This is a genomic window from uncultured Thiodictyon sp., assembly GCF_903946935.1.
Lineage (GTDB): Bacteria > Pseudomonadota > Gammaproteobacteria > Chromatiales > Chromatiaceae > Thiodictyon.
In genome coordinates, this window is record NZ_CAJAXH010000022.1 from 1 (window position 1) to 2849 (window position 2849).

Below are 2849 nucleotides of genomic sequence, written 5' to 3' on the forward strand. Positions count from 1 at the left end.
CGGATGTTGGTGGGCTGTTGGCAGTTAATGTGGGCTCATTTGCAAATAATCTGGGTCCGGGACCCCCGTTATTTGCACTTAATCTGGGCTGGAAATCGCGATGTTTGTGGGTCTGGGCGCGGATGTTTGTGGGTCGCTACAACTATCTTGACGGCGCGGCGCCCCTGCCCTTCATCGTCGACGACATCCTCATCCAGTTCGACGACGAACGCGCGCGCGCCACGCTGGAGGCCCTGGCCGACTTCTCCGCCAGGACCCAGGTGATCGTCTTCACCCACCACCGGCGGGTGGTCGAACACGCGCTCGCACTCGACCGCGCGGGGGAGCGGGTCTTCGTGCATGACTTGGGGTGAGCGGCGCAGCGCGCTCCATGGGCAACCGCCATAGCCAAGGGCCGCTCCTGATCAACACCGTGCATGACCTGACCGCCCGCGGCGTGGGTCTGAAGGTGCTGACCGGTCAGGGCGCGGCGATCGACACCGCCACGCCGGCCGGCAAGCTGGTGTTCCGGATTTTCGCCGCCCTCTCTGAATTTGAAAGGGAACTTATCTCGGAGCGCACGGTGGCCGGTCTGGCGTCGGCGCGGGCGCGTGGCCGGAAGGGTGGACAGCCGTTCAAGATGACCGCGGCGAAGCTGCGCCTCGCCATGGCGGCGATGGGGCAGCCCGAAACCAAGGTGGGCGATCTGTGCCGCGAGTTGGGCATGACCCGACAGACGCTGTACCGGCACGCATCTACCGTGGGCGAGTTGCGGGCAGATGGTGTGAAGTTGCTTGCGAGGGGGTAAACTTCGTAAAACCGTTCCCCGAACGTAGGTAGTGCAGGCGACTTCTGAAAGTGACAGTCAGATTGAGGTCGGAGAGGTCGTGTCGGAGCTGTTAGCTAGAGGACTGAAGTTTCCTACTTTTAATAGACCGCCTTGGTCATCATTCCGCCTATGCTATTCCCGGCTCCTGCCCTTGAGAGCGTGGGCCGCACATTAGCGCGCCGGCCGGATGGTCGGAACGGCGAACGGTGACTGAGGTCGATTCGCGGCAATCAATCGTACACCAAAAGTGATTTGATATTAGTGGATTCTAATATAAGGAACCGCCAATCTACGCAGCCCCGGAGCGCGTGTGCCACTGCAGGTAATTGCGATTTAAATACAGCGACTTAAGGTGAATGCGGACTCGGTTCGGAGTATAATCAGAAGTGACTAAACCGTTGATTAGAAAACCAAACGAGCCCGCATTCGATGCCGATCTTACCCGCTCTCGCGACCCAATTCCAATCCCTCTTTCCGGCCACCGACCATGGGCAGGAGCGCTGGCGCTGGTTCATGCTGACGCTGCAAGCGATCCTGGTGCCCATCACGGCGTCGCGGACCTCCAGTCTGCGGCGCACGATCGCGACCCTGTTTGGCGTGGCGATCGCGCAGTCGCGCTACTACACCTTCATGGCGTCGGTGAAACTGGCCTGGGGGCCGGTCTGGGAGATCCTCTGGCGGGCGATCCCCGACCCACTCACCGACGGGCGCCTGCTGCTGGCCGTCGACGACTCGATCAATCCCAAGACCGGGCGCAAGGTCTTTGCCTGCCAGGACACGTTCGACCACGCCGCCAAGACCAACCAGAGCCAATATCCCTGGGCGCAGACGATTGTCACGGTCGGTTTGCTCAAAATCATCCACGGGCGCTGGTGCTGTCTGCCGCTGGCCTTCGCCTTCTATTTTCGCTACCTGACCTTGCACACACGCTGCGTGCGGGTGCGCGGCGAGCCGCAGGTGTTTCAGACCAAGTTTGACCAAGTGGTCACGCTGATCGTACGTCTGGGTGCCGTCTTTACCGCGGTCCCAGTGCTGGTGGTTTGCGACAGTTGGTTCGGTAACAATGGGTTGCTCAAACCACTACGGGCTCAGTTCGGGGCGCGTGCGCACTTACTCTCGCGCCTGCGCAGCAATGCCGCCCTGTACGAGTTGCCAACCCCGACGCCAGGACGGCCGGGGCGACCACGCAAGTACGGGGTACGCGCCGGCACGGCCGCTCAACTGGCGACCACGCTTGAGGCGCAGGCCCAGCGCTACACCCTCCACCTGTATGGCCGGATGCGCGAGGTGGTGGCCGTCGAGCGGCAGGTCATGCTCAAGACCCTGCGCTGTCCGGTGCGCGTGGTGTGGGTCTTTCGTCGCACCCAGTGGGTGGCTTTGGTCACGACCGATTTAACCTTGTCGTTGGCGCAGATCGTCGAATACTATGGGGCGCGCTGGAAAATCGAAGCCGGCTTTCGGGAAATCAAGCAGGAGATCGGCAGCGCCGAGACCCAAACCCGCACTCCCGAGGCAGTGACCAATCACTTGAACTTCTGCATGGCCGCGACCGCGATCACCTGGATCTATGGCGAGCAGTTGGCGAAGGCACCGCCCCGTCGCTATGCCACCACCAAACGGACCGAATACGCCTTCGCGGACCTTCGGCGGCGGCTGGCCCAGGACCTCGGCGGCGAGGGTTTCGGTATCGATTGCGCGGATCCGGGCAAACCCCCGCAAAATCCGCTACTCGCCGCGGTCATGGCGCTCGTGGCCTAGTGAAAAGCGGGAAACTTCAGCTAGAGGAGAAATCGACCCTAACCTGACGCACTTTCGGCCGTGCACCCGACGCCCGGCTGGGGTATACCTCAACCTGACGCATCGGCGCATCGGCGCATCGCGCACTTTAGCTTATCGGCAACTTGAGACGGCGGGTAATCGTTCAGACCCCCCCCTTCCGGAACGCGGTGGCGTGGGGGCATTGTGTTGGAGGATAGCACCCCAACAGTTGGTGGCGTCGCGGGGACCCCACCGTTCAGCCTGACGCGCACATGAAACTCGA

2 protein-coding genes and 1 pseudogene are annotated in these 2849 nt (G+C 62.1%); all 3 read left to right on the top strand.

Annotation, left to right across the window (positions count from 1 at the left end; genetic code table 11):
• Nucleotides 1–104 precede the first annotated feature (104 nt).
• Nucleotides 105–353, top strand: coding sequence for a hypothetical protein (locus QZX93_RS03070; protein WP_295394339.1), 249 nt, complete (start codon nt 105–107; stop codon nt 351–353).
• 47 nt (nt 354–400) lie between these two features.
• Nucleotides 401–787, top strand: a pseudogene (locus QZX93_RS03075) (recombinase family protein); the annotation flags it as partial.
• A 450-nt stretch (nt 788–1237) separates the two neighbouring features.
• Nucleotides 1238–2566, top strand: a complete 1329-nt coding sequence (locus tag QZX93_RS03080; RefSeq protein WP_295389111.1) for a transposase — start codon at nt 1238–1240, stop codon at nt 2564–2566.
• Nucleotides 2567–2849 lie beyond the last annotated feature (283 nt).